This window comes from Leptolyngbya sp. O-77, assembly GCF_001548395.1.
Classification (GTDB): domain Bacteria; phylum Cyanobacteriota; class Cyanobacteriia; order Elainellales; family Elainellaceae; genus Thermoleptolyngbya.
In genome coordinates this window covers 3965480-3984806 of the sequence record NZ_AP017367.1, presented here as the reverse complement: position 1 = coordinate 3984806, position 19327 = coordinate 3965480, and the positions used below count along the sequence as shown (strand labels likewise).

The window sequence follows — 19327 nt, the reverse complement described above, 5'->3', positions numbered from 1 at the left end:
CCCAAAAAGATCTGAGCAGATCGTGGAATGTAAACATACTTACCTAAATGTAAACATACTTATTTATCCTTGGTTGGAATGTGTAAGTCAATCCATTTGGACAAGATTGACCCAAACGGGTGAACCGCCGACCAAGAAATCGACTGAGAAATCGACTGAGAAATCGACCAAGAAAACGCTGAGCGACGCTGAACCGGGATGCATCAGGTGAAGATAGCCCCTATGACGCGATCGCCCTGGATCAGGTTCCATCCAGCCTCCATTTAAGTCCCTCGCTGCTCCGCAAAAAACGAATCGCAAAAGCATAACCAAACGGCTCGAAACCTCTGTCTCGAGCCGCAAAAATGAATAGAACTGGCGGAAACTCAGCGCAAACCGCACCAGCGGTGTAGCCTGCTGTGCAATACGCTCTACTCAGTTCGCTATCGATCCACCGAACCCATAATCACGTCAATGCTGCCCAAAATTGCCACGATGTCCGCCACCTTCACGCCCTTCAGCAAATGAGGCAGGATCTGCAAATTGTTGAAGTCGGCGGCGCGAATCTTGAAGCGCCAGGGAAACACATTGTCATCGCCAATCACGTAGATGCCAATTTCGCCCTTGCCGCTTTCGATGCGGACGTAGTTTTCACCCTTGGGAATCTTGAACGTTGGCGCAACTTTTTTGCCAATGAACTGATAGTCGAAGCTGTTCCACTCAGACTTCGGGCCGGCATTCATCCGCTGGGCTTCTAGGCTTTCGTAGGAACCACCCGGCAAGCCTGCAAGGGCCTGGCGAATGATCTTGACCGACTCGCGCATTTCGCGAATTCGTACCAGGTAACGCGCCAGACAGTCTCCCGCGGTTTCCCAATGAATTTCCCAGTCAAAGTCGTCGTAGGACTCGTAGTGATCGACCTTACGGAGATCCCACTTAACCCCCGAAGCCCTCAGCATTGGGCCAGATAGCCCCCAGTTAATCGCATCTTCGCGGGTGATGGTGCCAACACCCTCGACGCGGCGGCGGAAGATCGGGTTATTAGTAATCAGCTTCTCGTATTCATCGACCTTGGGCAGGAAGTAGTCGCAAAAGTCGGCGCACTTATCCACCCAGCCGTAGGGCAGGTCAGCCGCAACGCCGCCAATCCGCCAGTAGTTGTTGTTCACCATGCGGTAGCCCGTCGCAGCTTCCCACAGGTCGTAAATCATTTCCCGCTCACGGAAGATGTAGAAGAAGGGCGTTTGGGCCCCCACGTCTGCCAGAAAGGGGCCAAGCCACAGCAGATGGTTGGCAATGCGGTTTAGCTCCAGCATGATGACGCGGATATAGCTGGCGCGTTTGGGCACGGGCACGTCTGCTAGCTTTTCGATGGCATTGACGACAACCGCCTCGTTGAACATGCCCGCTGCGTAGTCCCATCGGCTGACGTAGGGCACGTACATGACAGGCGTGCGGCTTTCTGCAATTTTTTCCATGCCGCGATGCAGATAGCCAATCACAGGTTCACAGTCCACCACGTCCTCCCCGTCCAGAGTGACGATGAGCCGCAACACCCCGTGCATCGAAGGGTGATGGGGACCCATGTTCAGCACCATGGGTTCGGTCTTGGTTTCGATCATGGCCATAGGTGAACCGTCTCCTGAACTCGGTATAGGGGCTGCTTAAGGCGATCGCATCTGGGGACGCGAACACCACACTGTTGCGTTCTCTTAAGATTATGCGGGATTTTCTCAATTTCGGCGATACGGGTTTTTGATAGAAGGGCAAGCCGTAAGTAATCAAAACCCGTGCAGCCGTGAATTGGATGACCAGAACTTAATTGTCGCGCCTCGAAGCAATGTGGCATTGTTTGAGAGGAGCTTTGCGAGATACAAGATCTCCTTGCGTGGTAAGAGGCGCAACGGTCTGAAAAGATGAGGGTTTTGTGGCTATCTGCGTCCCTCATTCGCTTCAGAAACGCTGTGTGCGGAGTTACTGACATTATCAATACAAGTTATCTATACAAGTTATCTATACAACAGTTGGGTAGAGGACTGGCTGATATACCTGGGGCTTGCTGGAGCTTGATGGTGCGATCGCGCTGTTCTGGGCATTGAAGCTGGCCTGAGCCTGGAAACTAGGGAAACGGGTGCAGATCGAAAACTTGGAGTGTTCCGAGCCGTTCTCAAATCCTTCCTGTGCTTGAGTTCGTACTTTTAAGGAGGGGCAGCGTACTGCTTGACACCTAGCTTGGCAAAGCTTGTGACGCGGTGGTACGTCAAGGTGCTGGATTGGAAGCAGCGATTTTGCTTGATTGCCGATGTCAGATTGAGGACTCATCTTCTATGACTATTTCTGAGATTCGTCGCCAGCAGTTGTCCCAGTCTGGGCCCGCGCCGATGCGTCCGCAGTTGACGACGCTGATTTTGCTGAGCGTGGTGGCGATCGCCTTTGTGATTGTGGCGCTCTGGTTTGCAGGGCAGGGCACGATTAGCAAAATCTTTGCCCAGATCAACACAATTCAGCAAAACCCGCCGCTGTGGTTGGAAGTACCGATGGTGACGGGGCAATATCTGCTAGTGCCTACCGTGGCGCTGTTTCTGCTGGTGTTGGGAGTGATGGCGCTGTCACCCCGCCCTCGACCCTGGTCGCGAACTGTGGTGGTGACGATTTTGCTGGTGCTGACGGTGCGCTATGTGCTGTGGCGAGTGGCCAGCACGCTAAACCTGAATACGCCGCTAAATGGGGTGTTTAGCCTGGGGCTGCTGTTTTTGGAACTGCTGATGCTGAGCAGCGCGATTATCCAACTGGCGCTGATGCTGAAAGTGCGCGATCGCCGTTCCGAAGCCGATGCCCTTTCCCAAGCCGTGCAAACCGGACAGTACACGCCAACCGTCGATATCTTCATCCCCACCTACAACGAACCCGCCTTCATTCTCAAGCGCACGGTCATTGGCTGCCAGGCGATCGACTATCCGGCTAAAACGGTTTATTTGCTGGACGACACACGCCGTCCCGAAATTCAGGCATTGGCAGCAGAACTGGGCTGCGAATACATCACCCGCCCCGACAATCGCCACGCCAAAGCAGGCAACCTCAACAACGCCCTGCCCCGCACCACCGGGGAACTGATCGTGGTGTTCGATGCAGACTTTGTGCCCACCCGCAATTTCCTGATCCGCACGGTCGGCTTTTTTCAAGATCCACAGGTGGCGCTAGTGCAAACGCCGCAGACCTTTTACAACACCGACCCGATCGCCTATAACCTGGGTCTGGAAGATGTCCTCACGCCGGAAGAAGAAGTCTTTTATCGCCAAATTCAGCCGATTCGCGATGGAGCAGGCAGCGTCATCTGTTCCGGGACATCCTTCGTGGTGCGGCGCAGCGTGCTGAATGAAATCGGCGGCTTTGTCACCGACTCGCTCAGCGAAGACTATTTCACCGGCATCCGCATCTCTGCCAAGGGCTATCGCATGGTGTACCTGGATGAGAAGCTGAGCGCCGGACTGGCGGCAGAGAACATCGCCTCCCACGCGCTCCAGCGGCTGCGCTGGGCCCAGGGCACGCTGCAAGCCTTTTTTATTCAGGCGAATCCGCTGACGATTCGGGGGCTGCGGCCGTTGCAGCGGCTCGCCCATCTGGAGGGACTGCTGCACTGGTTTACTAGCATTTCCCGCGTGGGGTATCTGCTGATGCCGCTGGCCTACTCATTTTTGGGCGTGATTCCGCTGCGGGCGACGGCGGCAGAACTCATGTATTTCTTCCTGCCCTACTACTTGGTGCAGCTTGCGGTGTTTTCCTGGCTGAACTATCGATCGCGCTCCGCTGTGCTGTCGGACATTTACTCACTGGCGCTGGCTGTGCCCTTGGCAGCGACAGTGGTGAAGGTGATGCTGAATCCGTTTTCCAAGGGGTTCAAGGTCACGCCGAAGGGCACTGCGAGCGATCGCTTTACGTTTAACTGGAACCTAGCCGCGCCAATTCTGATTTTCTTTGTGCTGACGGCCATTAGCCTGTGGGTGAATCTGGGCCTGTGCATGATCAAGGGCGCATGGCAGCAGACCGTTACGCCCGAAGAGGCGATGGTGGTGAAGGGCATTGGGCTGGGCTGGCTGTGGAGCCTGTATAACCTGATGATGCTGGGGATTGCGCTGCTGATTTTGCTAGACGCGCCGCGCCCCAGCCCCTATGAATGGTTTGACCTGCGCCGGACGGTGCGCCTGCAAGTGGGCGATCGCACGTTTTACGGCATTACCACCATGATTTCTGAAGTGGGCGTAGAGGTCGCCCTGACGCAGGCGGGCTTTCCGCCGCTGTCGGAAGACTTGCCGCCTGTGCAAATCGAGCTCCTGGAAGAAAATCTGTCGCTTCAGGGATTGGTCGAGCGGACAGGCATGAGCGACGAGTTCCCCACTGTGCGGATTCTGTTTGAAGAGATGAGCCTGGAACAACAGCGCCGCCTGGTAGAAGTCTTGTTTTGTCGTCCAGGTCAGTGGAAAACGCGGCAGTCTCCTGGCGAGTTTCAGTCGCTCTGGCTGCTGCTTCGTGCGTTGCTGAAGCCGAGGGTATTGTTTGGGCGAAATGTAGACGTGAGTCCGGTGCCTGTGGCGAAAGTCTGATGGATTTTGGATTTTAGATTGGGGATTTTGGATTGGGCGACCACTAGCCAAGGCCAACTAAAATCCACCAAAATCAAAAATCTACAGTTGCTTCTATAAGTTCCAAAAATCGCTATGCTGCGGCCAGCACAAACCCTGCACACAGCAGCAGGCTACTCCAGAAATGCAGCGAGACGGCGATGAATTTGCAGTTGCTGACGCGGGCGGGTTTGTCGTGGTTGGCGAGGACGTGGCGGCAAAGCTTGAGCGCGGGCGGCAGGCTGGCAAATAGGAGCAGCGTCCAGAGGGGAAATAGCCTGGTGACGACGAACAGCGCTGTCAGCCCGTAGAGGCTGCCGCAGAGCCAGGGGAGCAACTCTGCTGAACGGCGGGTGCCCAGACGGACAATGGGCGATCGCTTTCCGGCGGCGGCATCGTCTGCGACTTGGTGAAAGTGGGAGCAGAACAGGATCAGGCTAGTGCTGATGCCCAAAATGATGGATGCAGCCAGATTCGCCCATGACCCCGACTGGCTCTGGCTGTAGTAGGCAGCCGATACACCCAGCGGCCCAAAGGCGAAGAAGCAGAGAATTTCGCCCAACCCTTGATAGCCCAGGCGGAAGGGCGGCCCTTGATACACGTAGCCCAATCCGCAGCAGAGCAAGACGAGAACCAGAACTGTAGGATCTTGCTGAATCCAGGAAATAGAAATGATGCCTGAAATCCCCAAAATTAAACAAACATTGGCGATCGCAAAAATCAGGGATTTGTTTCTCGTTAAATTCACCAGAGAATGATGTTTATTTTGATCGATTCCGGTTTCTGAATCAAACACATCATTGCTCAGATTTTCCCAGATCAAAATTAAAATTGCGGCCGCTAAAAATATTATCAAAATATCCCATTGAAGCGATCGCTTTTCAAAATAGGCGATCGCCGTTCCCAGCGCAATCGGCATAATCGCAACGCTATACATGGGTGGCTTCAGGGCTGCCATCCAGAGCTTTTTGGCAGGCGGCTTGGCGGGCTGATCTGGGTGGGGGCCGACCGCAGACCCAGCGCTGAGTGTCGGTTCCAGGGAGTGAAGGTTTGTGGAGGGAGTTTGTCGGGTCGGTTTGGTCGTCATTGCGGGCGGGTAACTGCTGGAAGCCTCATTATTCTACGATTTTCCGCCTCTCCGATTGGTCGTGGCGACCTGTTGGAACTGTAAAGAGTTGTGACTGATGTTGCGGGCGATCGCCCCTCGTCCAAACGCTTGATGGGCCTTGGCTTTGTCGGAGACAATCGTCAGCTTCATCAGATCTGATGGGCCGGTGGCTAGACTTTGCCCAAGTATGTTACCTGTAGTAGACAGGCTGCGCCCGCCATTGCTGTTTTACTGCTCACCTTTATCGAACCGTTTTACCATTGACTCATGCCAGTCGCACCCCGACCGATTGAACCTGTTCAAGATTGTAAAAGTTTATATAAACTCCTTTCCCAATGCCAGAAGCATATCAAACAAGTCCTAGATTCTGAGCATCAATCTGGTTGCAATTGGGTCAGCATTTCTCAGGAGATTGAGGCGGTTGATCCACTGCTGGCTCTACATCAATTTAACCTCTCTGATCAACCCCATTTCTACTTTGAAAAACCTTACGAAGGTGAGGCTGTAGCGGCTTTTGGGAAAACTTTGTCGCTCAGCACAGGGGGCGATCGCCGCTTTTTAAGAACTCAGCAATTTCTCAAGCACAGCTTAATTGGGATGCCTCGTTTCATGGCAACTCATGGGGTGGAAACTGTGCCAACGGGCATCACCTCTCCGGCGGATCTTCGCTGTTTTTGTAGCTACACCTTTTTTGATGAACCTAGATCACTTCATTCACCATTTGCCTCTGCCATGATCTTGCTGCCAGAGTGGCAGATTTTGCGCCAGCCAGATCGCTGTTTGGCAACCGCAAATATAGCGCTGGGTGCTGATACTAATGTGACAATGCTAACCGATGCACTCTGGCGCAAGTTTCAAAAAATTCAGCAGGCAAACTATTCCTTATTAAACTTTGCGGGCAGTGAGGCGATCGCCCCCCAATCCTGGGAATTTTTAGAAATTAATGATTTCCAAAAAACGGTTGAAAAAGCACTCCGCTCGATTCATCAAAATCGTCTGCAAAAACTGGTGCTGTCTCACGCGGTTGACGTGATTTCTCGCCGTCCATTCGACTGGCTTTTTTCTTTGCATCATCTGCGGCAGCTTTATCCCGATTGCTATATCTTTTCGGTGAACCAGGGCGGCAGCAAGACTTTTATCGGAGCCAGCCCCGAACGACTGGTCAGCGTGCGGAATCAGCGCCTCACGACCGATGCGCTGGCGGGGTCTGCGCCGCGAGGCTGCACAGCAGACGAAGATGCGAGGCTGGGCTACACCCTGCTGAACACGCCCAAAGAGCGGCACGAACATCAGGTAGTGGTGGACTTTTTGCGCGATCGCCTGCTCTGTCTTGGGCTATCCCCTCAGATGCCCGCCGCCCCCGACCTGCTGCGCTTGTCGAATATTCAGCATTTGCACACGCCCATTCATGCCCACCTGCCCGCCCGACTGCACCCGCTAGACCTGGTAGACGCGCTGCACCCCACGCCTGCGGTGGCTGGGCTGCCCCGCGATATCGCCTGCGAGGAAATTCGCCGCTCTGAGGGCTTTGGGCGATCGCTCTACGCTGCGCCCCTGGGCTGGGTCGATGCGGCGGGTAATGCAGAATTTATCGTCGGCATCCGTTCGGCCCTGCTAGAGGGCGATCGCGCTCGGCTGTATGCAGGCGCGGGCATCGTCGCCGGATCAGACCCTGCCCGCGAACTGGCTGAGGTAAAGCTAAAGCTGCAAGCGCTGCTCAAGGCACTGGTTTAGGTTTTCTGGTTTAGAGTCGAAGATAAAAGTTCCCTAAGTTCCTGTTGCAAGCCCCAACCAGCCTTTAGAGGGTTTTTGAATGGTGATAGCGCCAATTGCCAAGCCAATTAGCCAAATGCACCTGGCACCGGGCAGTGTGGTCAGCATTCCTGACCTGTCCTGGGAAGAGTTTGAACGGCTTTTGGAAGAACTTGGCGAACGGCGGGCTGCTCGAATTGCCTACAGCAATGGCACGCTGGAGATTATGGTTCCTTTGCCCGAACACGAACGCCCAACCGAGCTGATCTCGGATTTGGTTAAGCGACTGCTGAACGCGACCGAGCAGGACTATGAACCCTTCGGTTCGACCACGTTTAAGCAAGAGGGGGTAGCTGGGGTTGAGCCAGATGCGTGCTTCTATATTCAACATGCATCGCAAATGCGCGGTCGGCGGCGGCTGCAACTGGGCGATCCCCCGCCTGACCTGGCCCTTGAAATCGATGTCACTTCTGCAACGACGCTAGCGGCTTATGAGGCGATCGCCGTTCCAGAACTGTGGGTTTATGCCAATGGAAATCTGACGTTTTACATCCTGCATGATGGGCATTATGTGGAATCTGACTATAGCCCAACGTTTCCTGAGCTTCCGGTCAAGCAGCTGATTCTAGAGGCTGTGGCGCAGGTGTGGACAGTCGGCACGCCTGCGGCACTCCAGGCGTTTCAGATGGCGCTGGATCGGGAGCAGGGGTTGGATCAGGGATGATGAGGAGACGAGACTTCAGAAATCTAGCTCTTCAAACAGTTCCGCGACCGCGAGGGAAAACCCAGGCACAACCGATTCGCCCTCCAGCGCATCTTGGAGCCGCAGTAGGCGATCGGGGCTGGGGCTGTGGTAGACCAGCACGTACTGCTCATCCGGGTGAATCACCCATACCAGGCGAGTTTCGTTTTCAAAATATTCGACGATTTTTTCGTGAATTTCTTCGACCGTGTTGCTGGGTGACAAGACTTCCACCGCCAAATCCGGCGCACCCTGAAAGAAGCCCTTGGGCAGCCGCCGCAGCCCTTGCAGCCGCTCTTTGGTCACGAAGGACACATCGGGCGATCGCCGATTGCCGTTTTTCATCGCAAAGGCGGTGCTAGAGTCGCACATGACACCGAGCTTATGGGTTCGCACAAAGCCACCCAATACAATCATTAAGTTGCTGGCTATCCAGCCATGTTCCATTCCTGAGTTGCCCATATCAATGAGTTCTCCGTTCACCAGTTCGTAGCGGTGACCGTCCTGCGGCAGCGCCATAAATTCTGCATCTGTCCAGACTTTGGGTTCAGAGGCGGGCTGGGTCGATAGACCGGATTCTGCTTTGGGTTCGTTTTTGGGTTCGTTGGATGCGAGGGGCATCGGGGAGTCCTCCATTCACGGTTGGGGTGGCGCTAGACTTCCTGGGGCGTTTCGCTCCAAAGCTGCGTGGTTTGGCGCAGGCTGATGAAGTCGCCATTGCCTAAGATTAGATGATCCAGCAGCGGGATGCCCAAGACCTGTGCGCCTTGCAGCAGTTGGCGGGTGAGGGCGATGTCTTCTGAGCTGGGTTCCAGGTTTCCCGATGGATGGTTGTGGGCGATGATGGCACGGGTTGCGCCCCGGCGGATCACTTCGCGGAAGATTTCGCGGGGATGGGCGAGGGTTTCGGTGGCTGTGCCAATGCTGATCAGTTGGGTTCCCAGCAGGCGATGCTTGATATCTAGCAGCACGACGGCAAAGCGCTCCTGGGGTTGCCACATGAGGTCTTGGCTGAGGACGGCGGCGGCCACGGCGGGGTCGTCTACAATAGTGCGATCGCCCGGTCGAGACTGAAACACCCGCTTGCCCAATTCAATCGCTGCCAAAATGGTCGTCGCCTTTGCTTCGCCGATCCCGTTAATCTGCATCAACTCCTGAGGCGCAATATGCTGCAAGGCTGCCAGTCCGTTGCCGTGGCTCTGTTCCAGCGTTTTCAGAATCAGATTGCCCAAACCTACGGCCGATAGCTTGCCCGGCCCCTGCCCGGTTCCCAGCAGGATGGCGATTAGCTCTGGGGTGGAAAGCTGCTTTGCCCCGTAGGTCAGCAGCCGCTCGCGGGGACGTTCGCTTTGCGGCAGGTCGGCGATCCGTAGGCTGTAGGTCATGCAGGTAGGCGCGGGTAGATGCGGAGAGCGGAGGGGCGATCGCCTGCGGCAGGAGCGAACCCTCTCCGCAGGCGACCGATTTTCCTGATTCTCCTAGTCTTCCCTTAATTTCTTCGTCCTAGTCAAAGGGACGATGGCGTTAATTCAGGGGGCGATCGCGCTGGAGATAACGCAACACATCCCCTACATCGGGACGCAGGACGATGCCGCCGTCGGGAATCTGCACCACGCGGCTCCATTCAAAGCGCTCGGCATAGTGCAGCAGATGCAGGCGGTCGATCTCGTGCTGGGTGTCGGCGGGGGAACCGACCAGGTAGAGGCGCAGACGGCGGCGGCTCGGCCGTTGCGGCAGCAGCGGCGGCAGAAAAGCAGGCAGCGAAACCGAGGCCGCTTCTGGGTTGGAAGCCGCCGAAAAGTATTGAATTTGAAGCATTTGGGGTTTCCTCTTGAAAGTTAGATGAAGGAAATCCCGAAAAACCGCCGCCCGAAAGACATAGAGCGAATTTCAAGGCGGCTAAAATAAGCAAAGCCCTGAGACAGCGTACTCTGTCAACGGGTCAGGTGCTGGTTGGTGCGGCTAACACCTGCCAGCGCCGTAAACGACTCGCGGCGAATTTTTCGGGGACGCTGCGTCGATAGGGTATCTTTCACAGCTTGATGGACGATTGTAGTAGATGCGATCTCCAATGGCAAGAAAATTTTAGATTTTGAGCTTGACGTTTGGCCTGTGATTTTGAAGCGGCAAAGGTTCAAATCTAAAATCCAAAACCCACAATCCAAAACCTCACACTAGCTCCAGCTCATCTGCACGGAAGGCATAAATGGCCTGTAGCCCAGCCGAATCGACGTAAATTTGCCGTGTATCGAGATCGTATAGGTAAAGCACAATTTCTACGGGGGGCGACGGGAGCGATGCATCCTCCGACCAAACAATCCCGGCAATAATTCCATAGCTGTATGTGCGATCGCTGTCTGGTTCGGGCTGAAACGGCTGCTTCAGGCGCACGAGGTCGCCTATATCCATCGCTAATCTGTGAAAATCGGGCTTAAATGATCATTAACCTTACCTTAACCTGAACCGGCCCCCAATAACCTCGACTTTTCTGAGGGGCGATCGCCCTTATCCGGTTAAACGTTAAGATGAGGATTATTAAGAAATGTAATGAAGGTGTCACAGGGCTGGCGATCGCCAGTTGGAGTAGGGCGCATGGCTCCTCGTGTGGAATCTCCTCGTGTGGTGGTAATCGGGGCGGGCATTGGCGGGCTAACAACGGCGGCGCTGCTGGCGCGGCGGGGCTATGGGGTGCGCGTGTTTGATCAGGCGATCGTGCCGGGCGGCTGTGCGTCTACGTTTCGGCGGCGCGGCTTTACCTTCGACGTGGGCGCGACCCAGGTAGCGGGACTGGAACCGGGCGGCATTCACCACCGAATTTTTGCTGAATTGGGCATCGAGCCACCCGCCGCCACCCCCTGCGACCCCGCCTGTGCCGTCTATCTGCCGGGGGAACCGGAGCCAATCCGCGTGTGGCGCGACCCGCAGCGCTGGCAGCAGGAGCGACAGCGCCAGTTTCCCGGCAGCGAGCCATTCTGGCAATTGTTAAAAGACCTGTTTGACGCAAGCTGGGCGTTTCAGGGGCGCGACCCGGTGCTGCCGCCGCGCAGCGCGTGGGATATGTGGCAGCTGGTGCAGGCGGTGCGGCCAGGAACGCTGACCACGCTGCCGCATACGTTTTCTACGGTGGGTCAAGTTTTGCGCTGGTATGGGCTGGGGAACGACCAGCGGCTGCGGCGATTTCTGGACTTGCAGCTGAAGCTCTATTCCCAGGTGGATGCGGAGGAAACGGCGCTGCTCTACGCGGCCACGGCGCTGGCGGTGTCGCAGTCGCCCCAGGGTTTGTTTCACCTCCAGGGCAGTATGCAGGCTTTGAGCGATCGCCTCGTGGAATCCCTCGAACGCGACGGCGGCACGCTGCACCTGCGCCATACCGTGGAGGCGATCGCCACCGAAAACGGTCGAGCCGTCGGCGTGCGCGTCCGCAACCTCAAAACGGGCGAAACCTGGATGGAACCTGCCGATCACGTCGTCGCCAACGTAACGGTGCAAAATCTGGTGAAACTGTTGGGCGAGGCTGCGCCCACGGGTTATCGCCAGCGCGTAGACAAGCTGCCCGACGGCTCCGGCGCGTTTGTGGTGTATCTAGGGGTCAAGCAGGACGCGATTCCGGCTGACTGCCCGCCGCACCTGCAATTTCTCTACGACTTCGACGGGCCCATCGCCGAAAATAACTCCCTGTTTGTTTCCGTTAGCCACCCGGGCGATGGACGCGCCCCAAGCGGCTGCGCCACGGTGATTGCGTCGTCTTTTACTGACCCACGCATCTGGCAAGGCGACGACGACCGCTACGCCGCACTGAAGCAGCACTACACCGAAACGGCGATCGCCCGCTTAGGTCAATTTTTCCACCTAACTGCCGAAACGCTCCTGCATACCGAAGCCGCCACACCCCGCACCTTTGCGTACTACACCGCGCGCGATCGCGGCATGGTCGGCGGCATTGGGCAGCGTGTCTCCACTTTCGGTCCCTTCGGCTTTGCCAACCGCACGCCGATTCCTCGCCTGTGGCTGGTGGGCGACTCGACCCATCCCGGCGAGGGCACAGCGGGCGTGAGCTACAGTGCGTGGACCGTGGCGCGGCAGATCGAGGCAGTCGGGGAGGGACGGAAGAAATGAAGAACGAAAAATGAAGAACGAAGAACGAAAAACGGAACCTCTTTGTTCTTCGCTCTTCGTTCTTCGCTCTTCGTTCTTCCCTTTTCCTCCTTCCCTACGAGGTCAAGTATGTATACCGACTGAGCGATCGCTCGTAGTTTTGCAATAGCAGTTGCGCTTCTTGCAGGGTGATGCGTCGCTCTTGTAGGGCGGCTTCGCTCTGGCGGCGGATGCTCTCGATCAGGTCTTCCGAGTCGTATTGCACATAGCCCAGCACTTCGGTCATGGTGTCGCCCTTGACCACATGCTCAATTTGGTAGCCCTTGGGCGTGAGCTGGATATGTACTGTATTCGTGTCGCCAAACAGGTTGTGCAGGTTGCCCATGATTTCCTGATACGCGCCCCCTAGAAATAGCCCCAGGTAATATGGCTCTGTGGTCTGGAGTTCAGAGTTTGCGTCTGCTCCCTGCCCTCTGACTAATGGATGCAGTTCCAGCACCGACTTGACATCGCGCAGGTCGATGAATTGGTCAATCTTGCCGTCGCTGTCGCAGGTGAGGTCGGCCAGGGTGCCCCGGCAGGTGGGTTCCTCGTCGAGGCGGTGGATCGGCATGATGGGGAACAACTGGTCGATGGCCCAGCTATCGGGGGCGGATTGGAAGACGGACAGGTTGACGTAGTAGATCGATGCCATGATCTTTTCCAGGTCTTCCAGATCGTCGGGCACATAGTCCTGCTGGCGGGCGATTTCTAGAATCTTGGCGCAGCAGGCCCAATAGAGCCGCTCGGCCCGCGCCCGCTCTACTAGGCTGAGATAGCCAAACCCAAACAGGCTGATGGCCTCTTCTTTAAACTGCGTTGCGTCGTGATAGGCCTCTTGATAGGTGTCTGGCGTGATGGACTGCCAGGTTTCGTAGAGGTTTCGCAGAATCAGATGGTCGTCGTCGGTGGTGGGTTCGGGTTCTTCGGCGATGACATCGCTGGTGCCCAGCACGTCGAACACGAGAACGGACTGATGGGAGGCGATCGCCCGGCCGCTTTCGCTAATCAGCGTGGGCATGGGCACGTCGCGTTCTTCGCAGGCTTCTTTTACCTCTGCCACCACGTCGTAGGCGTAGTTCTGCATGTTGTAGTTTTTGGAGGCGTAGAAGTTGGTCTTGGAGCCGTCGTAGTCTACGCCCAGTCCGCCGCCCACGTCCAGATAGCGCATATTCGCGCCCAGTTGCGCCAGTTCTACAAAAATTTGGCTGGCTTCTCGAATTGCGTCTTTGATCACATTGATGGCGGGAATTTGGGAGCCAATGTGATAGTGCAATAGCTGCAAACAGCTCAGCATGTCGGCGGCGCGGAGCTTTTCGACGGCCTGGATGATTTCAGGCACGGTGAGGCCGAATTTAGCGCGATCGCCCCGCCGAGCCACCCCAGCGCCCGATGCCCCTTGGCGCTCAGCTTGGGCCCGCACACACACCCACGATCGGCATGATTCCCAGCTTGCGACTCTCGGCAATCACCAGATCCACTTCTTCGACCTGCTCTAGCACGATGATCACCGTCTTGCCGAGCTGCTTCGCCAGGATCGCCGTTTCGATATATTCCTGGTCTTTGTAGCCATTGCAGATCAGCAGGGAACCCGGCGTATCCAGCAGCGCCAGGGCAATCATCAATTCTGGTTTTGACCCGGCCTCCAGTCCAAACTGATAGGGTCGTCCGAAACGCACCAGGTCTTCAATCAAATGTCGCTGTTGGTTGCATTTCACCGGAAACACGCCGCGATAAACGCCTTGGTAGTTGTAGCGGGCGATCGCCTTGGCAAAGGCGGCATTCAGCCCGCTGAATCCGGTCTTCCAAAATATCTGAGAAACGATCAGCAGCGGCAGCCCCAAATTCCGTTGCTTGAGCGCTCGCACCAATTCGTATAGATCTAGCGAACCGCCGCGATCGCCCTGCGGAGAGACGGTGACGTGTCCTGCCGCGTTGATCGAAAAATACGGGTCGCCCCAGCCCTTGATGCGGTACAGTTCCTCGCTGTCTTCAATCGTCCAGCCCGACTTCACGCGCCCCGTCTCTGGAGTGGGCAGCTTGGTGATGCGTCGGTCTCGAGGCGTTTCTGCGAGCTTTCCCCCTCCGGGTTCTTCCACATCGCTGGCAAAGAGTTTGGGTTTTACTTCCATCAAGTTTTTCCTCTAAAACATGGATGATGAGCCGCCGAGTAGACTTTAGAATTCCTCTCAACAGTTTGGGGTGTCGCACGACGCACGACACCCCCTCAGGTCTGCATTGCTTAAGCTCAGCTTAAGTCTAGCGTATTTCCTCAAAAAATCTCTGTATCCGTTGCCGCGCAAGGCTTTGATTAAGTTTCGATTAAGCTCTGACATGAAGCCTCGATGACCATCGCCGCTTACCCTTTACAAAGGGCCATCTTTTTCTGAGCATAGAGAAGGCTTGCAAGGGTTCCGCCCGGAGTCCCCTGGTTGGACTGTCCGGATCGGAGCCTCCCGCTCGGAATCCAGTTAGGAGTTATTTGGAGTATTTGGAGTAACTATTGTGGAACGCACCTTTATCGCAATCAAGCCCGACGGCGTGCAGCGTGGGCTGGCGGGCGAAATTATCCGCCGCTTTGAGACGAAAGGCTTTACCCTAGTGGGGCTGAAGTTTTTGCAACCCAGCCGCGAACTGGCCGAACAACACTACGCCGTTCATAAAGAGCGCCCCTTCTTCCCTGGACTGGTGGACTTCATCACCTCCGGCCCGGTGGTGGCGATGGTGTGGGAAGGCGACGGTGTGATTGCGGCTGCCCGCAAGCTGATCGGCGCGACCAACCCGCTGAATGCCGAACCCGGTACGATTCGCGGCGATCTGGGCGCAAACATTGGGCGCAATATCATCCACGGGTCAGATGCGCCGGAGACTGCGGAGTATGAGATTGGCCTGTGGTTTAAGCCGGAGGAGCTGGTGAGCTGGACGCCGACGATCATGCCCTGGGTGCATGAGTAGGCTTAATGTTGGATTTTAGATTTTGGATTTTGGAGGGGGGCTGAGTCTCTAATCCAGAATCCAAAATCCCCAATCTAAAATCGGCCTCAACGTCGCCACAGTTTAATCGTGCGATCGCGGCTTCCCGAAATCAAAATCTGACTATCTGCCGTGAAGGCGATCGCATTTACCTCGCGGGTATGCCCCGCCAGCGTATGGCAAAGCTTGCCGTCGGGCAGACTCCACAGCTTTACGGTGTGGTCGCTGCTGCCGCTGGCGAGGAGTGTGCCGTCGGGACTGAGGGCGATCGCCTTCACCCAGTCATGATGCCCATTTAGCACCTGAACCTTGCGCGTCTCAAAATTCCACAGGCGGACGCTGTGATCGCTACTGCCGCTGACCAGCATAGAGCCGTCGGGGCTAAAGGCGATCGCATTCACATCGCGGGTGTGCCCTTCCAAAACTTTTAGCAACTCGCCGGTAAACAAATTCCACAGCCGCACGGTGTTGCCGCTGCTGCCGCTGGCCAGCAGGCGACCGTCAGGGCTGATGGCCACACAGGTCACGGCGCGGGGTTCCTCCAGCGTCCGCACCAGCCGACCCGTCGCCAGATGCCACAAGCGAATCGTGTGCTTGTCACTGCCGCTGGCCACCGTCTGCCCGTCGGGACTGACTGCCACCGCCAGCGACACGATCGAATCCGACGGGTCGTTTAGCGTCCGCAGCAATTCGCCGTTTTCTGGATTCCAGATCCGCAGCGTGTCATCCAGGCTGCCGCTGATGAGCCGCTGCCCGTCGGGGCTAAACACCAGCGATACGACGGGTTCCGTATGTCCCAACAGAATCCCTGTGGACTGGTCGGTTTTTACGTCCCACAGCCGAATCGAGCCGTCGAAGCTGGCGCTGGCAAACTGCTGATTGCGCGGGTTGAGGGCGATCGCCGCCACAGCCTGTTTATGCTCACACAGCGTCCGCATACAGCGCCAGGGCGATCGCTGGGGCGGAATCGTAGCGGCGGGGATCATCGGCGCAGACGGACGATAGGGCAGGGCGAAAGACACCTGCGCGGGTTCCAGATCGTGCAAGACGGCGCTGGCGGCGGCGTATCGGCGGCTGATGGCCGGCTCGATCATCCGGTCGATGACTAGGGCCAGGTCATCGCTGACGGATTGCATCAGGTGGTCGCGCCATAGCCAGCGCCCTTCGACAAAGCAATACAGGTCAATGGGCGACACCTCGGTCATCAGATGGATGCAGGTAACCCCCAGGCTGTAGAGGTCGCTGGCGAAGGTGGCCTTGCCTGCCACTTGTTCCGGTGCAGAATAGCCCGCACTGCCGATGACCGTGCCCGTTTTGCTGAGGCTGGAAGCCGTTGCCATCTTCGATGCGCCAAAGTCCACCAGGGTCAGCGTTTCCGTGTGGCGATCGCGAATGATGTTGTCGGGTTTGATGTCGCGGTGAATCACCTGATGGTCGTGGACAAACTGCACCACAGGCAGCAGACCTCGCAGCAGATGCCGGATTTGGTCTTCGTCAAACGCGCCCGCTTGCAGCAGTTCCCGCGTCAGCGGGTGTCCATCTACATAGGTCTGGATCAAATACGGATAGCCGTTTTCAATAAAATGCGCCAGCAGCTTGGGAATCTGCGGATGCTGACCCAGTTCGTCCAGCCGCTCTGCCTCCCGCTGAAAGAGTTCCTCCGCTTTAGCGGCGTGGCGACTTCCCGGCTTCGGCGGAAACAGTTGCTTGATCACGCAGCGCGGCCGCGAGGGAAGGTATTCATCCACCGCCAAAAACGTCCGCCCAAACCCGCCCGCCCCCAGCGGCTCCAGCGCCCGATAGCGATCGCCCAGCACCAACTCCATCCCGCAACTCTGGCAAAAGCGGCGATCGCCCAGGTTGCGAGGATTGGCACAGTTGGGATTGAGACAATAGCTCACAGAGGGTTGCAGGGAGAGGTGAATGGGGTTGGGGGGATTTGGGATTTTGGAGTGGGGTGGAGAGGCTGCGGGGGCCTTGCCCAGGATGAGCTAATGAGACTAGAAAGGGGACTGGAAAGTGATCAGCTAATCAACAAATTGTGAATGGCCTACGACAATTTTCCATCGGGTGGGATTAGAATCGCCACATCTCGCCATTGAATGTCACGTCACGTCTGCCCTACCCCACTCCAACCCGCTGCCGATGCTGGAATTCACCGACTGCGTTGTGCTGTATGGCCCAGAGCTAGAGCCGCACTGGTGCGATCGCCTCTCCGTCACCACCGACACCATCACCCGCCTGGAACTCGGCCCGCCCTGCCTCAGCTTCGATGAACTGAGTCTGACTCGCGGCGCACAGGTCATTTTGCCTGCTTTCTACAACAGCCACACCCACATGGGCGACTCGTGCCTGCCCGACGGCGCAACGGGCATGACACTAGAGCAGGGCTTCTTTCGCCCCCACGGCTACAAATATCGAGAACTCGCGAAACAATCCGAAGCCGAACACCTCCGCCACATCACCGCCCACCTCCACTACATGGCCCGCACGGGCACGGTGGGACACATCGACTTTCGGGAGCAGGGCGCGTATGGCAGCGAGCTACTGCGTCGCGCTTCCGCCGAAACCGGCGTGCGATCGATAGTCTTGGGGCAGTTCAACGAGTTGCCCTTTAGCGATGCCCAGCTTCGGGAAAACCAGGCTCCGCTCTCGGATGCAGCGCTGGCGGAACTGGCGGCCGTGCTGGCAGTTGCCGACGGCTTTTCGGAAAGTACCATGAACGACCTCACCGATGCCGCCTGGGTGCAAATTCGCGAGATGACCGAGGCACAGGGAAAGCTGCGGGCGATCCACTGCCTGGAAAACGACGGCTATCGGGAGGTGAGTCTCGCCGTCACGGGGCGCGGCGACCTGGAGCGGGCGCTGGATCTGTATCAGCCGCATCTGGTGATTCATGCCACCGTCGCCAACGATGCCGAAATCGCCCTGATGAGCCAGCACCGCGTGAATGTCGCCCTCAACCCCCGCGCCAATGCCAACCTAGGGCTGCCGCTGCCGCCCATCGCCAAATTATTAGAAAGCAACGCCAACCTGCTCCTGGGCACCGACAACGGCCTGCTCAACAGCCCCAACCTGTTTGCCGAACTGGATTTCACCTATAAAGTCGCCAAGAGCCAGTACGGCGATTCGATTCGCCCCGATCCCAGGGAAATTCTAAAAATGGTGACCACCAACGTGCGATCGCTCCTCGGCGGCGACACCTACGGCTATCTAGAACAAGGGCTTCCTGCGGATTTTGTCGTGCTGGACTTTACCCAACCGCATCTCCGCGCTAGTCGCCACATTCCTGCCAGTATCGTTACTCGCGTCACGCCGGCCGACGTGTTGGCTACGGTTCGTCAGGGTAAGGTGTTGTTTGGAGAATGAAGAGGGAAGAACGAAGAACGAAGAACGAAGAACGAAGAACGAAGAACGAAGAACGAGGGAAGAGGGAAGAGGGAAGAGGGAAGAGGGAAGAGGGGTTGGATTCTGGAGAAGTTTGCATGATGGGAGATGGGTATGGCGGAGTTTCCAGCGAAAGCTACGCTCTATGACCAAGATTTTTGCCTCTGGATAGACGAAACTGTGACTAAGCTGCGAGCAGGCGAGTTTGGCACTGTGGACTGGGAACATCTGATTGAGGAGGTTGAGGCGTTGGCAAAGCGCGATCGCCGAGAGCTAGAAAGCCGCCTGCGAGTGTTGCTGAGTCATTTGCTGAAGCGGGTTTATGTCAAGTCTCCAGAGGATTATCGGGGTTGGGAAAACCCGATCAAAGAACAGCGCAGCGAAATCCAACTGCTTCTCAGAGATTCACCCAGCCTCAAGGGTTATCTCGCCGAGATTTTTGAAGCGTCCTGGCGCTATGCTGCTGGACAGGTGAAGGACGACTATCCTGATGTTGCCCTGCCTGCCCATTGTCCGTTTCCCCCAGAGCTTGAACCCCTTCTGACGCAAAAGTTCTGGCTGGCTAATCCGCCTGGGCAAAATGCGGGAAACTAAAGATAAACCCTAGATAAACCCTGCATCTCTCCTTGCAAA

General features: G+C 56.7%; 17 protein-coding genes. 7 read left to right on the top strand and 10 right to left on the bottom strand.

Annotation, left to right across the window (positions count from 1 at the left end):
* Positions 1 to 422 precede the first annotated feature (422 nt).
* A complete protein-coding gene (locus O77CONTIG1_RS16885) occupies positions 423 to 1607 on the bottom strand; it encodes an NAD(P)H-quinone oxidoreductase subunit H (RefSeq protein ID WP_068512840.1) in 1185 nt (394 codons plus the stop codon).
* Between the two features lie 699 nt (positions 1608 to 2306).
* Here O77CONTIG1_RS16885 and O77CONTIG1_RS16880 point away from each other — a divergent pair.
* Positions 2307 to 4580, top strand: coding sequence for a glycosyltransferase (locus O77CONTIG1_RS16880; protein WP_068512837.1), 2274 nt, complete (start codon positions 2307 to 2309; stop codon positions 4578 to 4580).
* Positions 4581 to 4692: 112 nt separating this feature from the next.
* On the opposite strand, the gene menA is transcribed toward O77CONTIG1_RS16880, so the two are convergent.
* Together menA and O77CONTIG1_RS24760 are read right to left on the bottom strand one after the other, a co-directional pair.
* The gene (menA, locus tag O77CONTIG1_RS16875) at positions 4693 to 5685 is read right to left on the bottom strand and encodes a 2-carboxy-1,4-naphthoquinone phytyltransferase (RefSeq protein WP_084782782.1); all 993 of its coding nucleotides are present in this window, start codon (positions 5683 to 5685) and stop codon (positions 4693 to 4695) included.
* A gap of 33 nt (positions 5686 to 5718) precedes the next feature.
* Entirely contained in the window at positions 5719 to 5856 is a 138-nt protein-coding gene (locus tag O77CONTIG1_RS24760; protein ID WP_156435391.1) for a hypothetical protein, read from the bottom strand.
* Between the two features lie 117 nt (positions 5857 to 5973).
* Between O77CONTIG1_RS24760 and O77CONTIG1_RS16870 the strand changes: the two genes are divergently transcribed.
* A complete protein-coding gene (locus O77CONTIG1_RS16870; RefSeq protein ID WP_084782781.1) occupies positions 5974 to 7440 on the top strand; it encodes an isochorismate synthase MenF in 1467 nt (488 codons plus the stop codon).
* A gap of 79 nt (positions 7441 to 7519) precedes the next feature.
* Positions 7520 to 8182, top strand: coding sequence for a Uma2 family endonuclease (locus O77CONTIG1_RS16865; RefSeq protein ID WP_068512834.1), 663 nt, complete (start codon positions 7520 to 7522; stop codon positions 8180 to 8182).
* A gap of 15 nt (positions 8183 to 8197) precedes the next feature.
* Here O77CONTIG1_RS16865 and O77CONTIG1_RS16860 read toward each other — a convergent pair whose 3' ends face one another.
* The 4 genes from O77CONTIG1_RS16860 to O77CONTIG1_RS16845 all read right to left on the bottom strand — a co-directional run bounded on the left by O77CONTIG1_RS16860 (position 8198) and on the right by O77CONTIG1_RS16845 (position 10609).
* The gene (locus tag O77CONTIG1_RS16860) at positions 8198 to 8821 is read right to left on the bottom strand and encodes a Uma2 family endonuclease (RefSeq protein ID WP_084782779.1); all 624 of its coding nucleotides are present in this window, start codon (positions 8819 to 8821) and stop codon (positions 8198 to 8200) included.
* 32 nt (positions 8822 to 8853) lie between these two features.
* A complete protein-coding gene (gene radC, locus O77CONTIG1_RS16855) occupies positions 8854 to 9585 on the bottom strand; it encodes a RadC family protein (RefSeq protein WP_068512831.1) in 732 nt (243 codons plus the stop codon).
* 139 nt (positions 9586 to 9724) lie between these two features.
* Positions 9725 to 10018: a hypothetical protein gene (locus O77CONTIG1_RS16850; RefSeq protein WP_084782777.1), complete on the bottom strand. Its 294-nt coding sequence runs from the start codon at positions 10016 to 10018 to the stop codon at positions 9725 to 9727.
* A gap of 351 nt (positions 10019 to 10369) precedes the next feature.
* Positions 10370 to 10609 carry a hypothetical protein gene (locus O77CONTIG1_RS16845; RefSeq protein WP_068512828.1) on the bottom strand — a complete coding sequence of 80 codons (240 nt, stop codon included), beginning with the start codon at positions 10607 to 10609 and terminating at the stop codon, positions 10370 to 10372.
* 138 nt (positions 10610 to 10747) lie between these two features.
* Here O77CONTIG1_RS16845 and crtD point away from each other — a divergent pair, with 138 nt between their 5' ends.
* Positions 10748 to 12316, top strand: coding sequence for a C-3',4' desaturase CrtD (gene crtD / locus O77CONTIG1_RS16840; protein WP_317134130.1), 1569 nt, complete (start codon positions 10748 to 10750; stop codon positions 12314 to 12316).
* Between the two features lie 94 nt (positions 12317 to 12410).
* Here crtD and speA read toward each other — a convergent pair whose 3' ends face one another.
* Positions 12411 to 13757, bottom strand: coding sequence for a biosynthetic arginine decarboxylase (gene speA, locus O77CONTIG1_RS16835; RefSeq protein WP_286132371.1), 1347 nt, complete (start codon positions 13755 to 13757; stop codon positions 12411 to 12413).
* Complete coding sequence (locus O77CONTIG1_RS27090) at positions 13741 to 14466, bottom strand: hypothetical protein (RefSeq protein WP_286132370.1); 726 nt, start codon at positions 14464 to 14466, stop codon at positions 13741 to 13743. Before O77CONTIG1_RS27090 ends, speA begins: the two co-directional genes overlap by 17 nt.
* Positions 14467 to 14839: 373 nt before the next feature.
* On the opposite strand from O77CONTIG1_RS27090, the gene ndk reads away from it, so the two are divergent.
* Complete coding sequence (gene ndk / locus O77CONTIG1_RS16830; RefSeq protein ID WP_068512822.1) at positions 14840 to 15289, top strand: nucleoside-diphosphate kinase; 450 nt, start codon at positions 14840 to 14842, stop codon at positions 15287 to 15289.
* A gap of 86 nt (positions 15290 to 15375) precedes the next feature.
* Here ndk and O77CONTIG1_RS16825 read toward each other — a convergent pair whose 3' ends face one another.
* A complete protein-coding gene (locus O77CONTIG1_RS16825) occupies positions 15376 to 17208 on the bottom strand; it encodes a serine/threonine-protein kinase (protein WP_156435389.1) in 1833 nt (610 codons plus the stop codon).
* 169 nt (positions 17209 to 17377) lie between these two features.
* Between O77CONTIG1_RS16825 and O77CONTIG1_RS16820 the strand changes: the two genes are divergently transcribed.
* A complete protein-coding gene (locus tag O77CONTIG1_RS16820; protein WP_197673215.1) occupies positions 17378 to 18676 on the top strand; it encodes an amidohydrolase family protein in 1299 nt (432 codons plus the stop codon).
* A 198-nt stretch (positions 18677 to 18874) separates the two neighbouring features.
* On the top strand, positions 18875 to 19288 hold the full coding sequence (locus tag O77CONTIG1_RS16815) for a DUF29 domain-containing protein (protein WP_286132369.1): 414 nt from the start codon (positions 18875 to 18877) through the stop codon (positions 19286 to 19288).
* The last annotated feature ends 39 nt before the right edge of the window (positions 19289 to 19327 follow it).

Bases quoted from the DNA above. Each gene is read 5' to 3' on its own strand.
- O77CONTIG1_RS16865 (WP_068512834.1), top strand. From the start codon at position 7,520: ATGGTGATAGCGCCAATTGCCAAGCCAATTAGCCAAATGCACCTGGCA.
- O77CONTIG1_RS16860 (WP_084782779.1), bottom strand. From the start codon at position 8,821: ATGCCCCTCGCATCCAACGAACCCAAAAACGAACCCAAAGCAGAATCC.
- O77CONTIG1_RS16870 (WP_084782781.1), top strand. From the start codon at position 5,974: ATGCCAGTCGCACCCCGACCGATTGAACCTGTTCAAGATTGTAAAAGT.
- O77CONTIG1_RS16845 (WP_068512828.1), bottom strand. From the start codon at position 10,609: ATGGATATAGGCGACCTCGTGCGCCTGAAGCAGCCGTTTCAGCCCGAA.
- O77CONTIG1_RS16885 (WP_068512840.1), bottom strand. From the start codon at position 1,607: ATGGCCATGATCGAAACCAAGACCGAACCCATGGTGCTGAACATGGGT.
- O77CONTIG1_RS27090 (WP_286132370.1), bottom strand. From the start codon at position 14,466: ATGGAAGTAAAACCCAAACTCTTTGCCAGCGATGTGGAAGAACCCGGA.
- crtD (WP_317134130.1), top strand. From the start codon at position 10,748: ATGAAGGTGTCACAGGGCTGGCGATCGCCAGTTGGAGTAGGGCGCATG.
- radC (WP_068512831.1), bottom strand. From the start codon at position 9,585: ATGACCTACAGCCTACGGATCGCCGACCTGCCGCAAAGCGAACGTCCC.
- menA (WP_084782782.1), bottom strand. From the start codon at position 5,685: ATGACGACCAAACCGACCCGACAAACTCCCTCCACAAACCTTCACTCC.
- O77CONTIG1_RS16880 (WP_068512837.1), top strand. From the start codon at position 2,307: ATGACTATTTCTGAGATTCGTCGCCAGCAGTTGTCCCAGTCTGGGCCC.
- O77CONTIG1_RS16850 (WP_084782777.1), bottom strand. From the start codon at position 10,018: ATGCTTCAAATTCAATACTTTTCGGCGGCTTCCAACCCAGAAGCGGCC.
- O77CONTIG1_RS24760 (WP_156435391.1), bottom strand. From the start codon at position 5,856: ATGAAGCTGACGATTGTCTCCGACAAAGCCAAGGCCCATCAAGCGTTT.